We start from the raw sequence: 676 nt of genomic DNA, 5'->3' as shown, positions 1-676 counted from the left end.
AGTTCTTCACCGAAAAGTGGGCCTACAAATCGTACACGTTGTGTTAAACCAAGTTGATCTGCTTTTTGTTGCAACCACTCCTTATAATTGGTATTCCGGACCTTAAACTCTCCCAGTACAATATCATCTTCTTCACCGATTATACAAAGATGAACATCAGGGATTTCTTCACTTACTGAGCTTAATATTTTTAGTAAAGCGTGGACATTCTTCTGTATGTTTAATCTGCCAACAAATATTAATAGCGGGGAATGAACTGGAATGCCGAATTTATTGCGTATATCCATCTGTTCATCGACACTTCGAGGATAAAATATTTGCTCGTCTATGCTAAGCGGTATAACCCATTCCTTTAATGCGCTCCATTCTGTCAATTGCCTCCAAATATCTTGGTCTGCCTTACAACTAAAGAGAATCCCATCATAAGGACGTAGTAGTGGCTGCCAAGGAAACAACATTGCCTCTGCACCTTTGGGCATGGCTCCTCCAGCAAACAAAATCGCTGGACAAGTTAGGCCTAATTCGTCACGGAGATTAAGTGCATAAGTACTGGATGGATATAAATCTGCCCAGAGGATATCTATGCTCTTAAGAAATGAAGTCATGTTTTCCCGCTGATTAGGTTCAGCTTCTGACTGTGCGTACGGGATAACCACCATGTTTTCACGCAATGCAT

Annotated in this window: 1 protein-coding gene; it reads right to left on the bottom strand. The window is 41.1% G+C overall.

The features are described 5' to 3' along the window. Nucleotides 1–676: glycosyltransferase (locus M4D81_RS34635; protein WP_260069690.1), on the bottom strand; the 676-nt coding region annotated here is incomplete at both ends.

The sequence above is a fragment of the Paenibacillus sp. p3-SID867 genome (assembly GCF_025142895.1).
Lineage (GTDB): Bacteria > Bacillota > Bacilli > Paenibacillales > Paenibacillaceae > Paenibacillus_AQ.
Note: the sequence above shows the minus strand (reverse complement) of the source record. Positions and strands in the feature narration are given on the sequence as shown.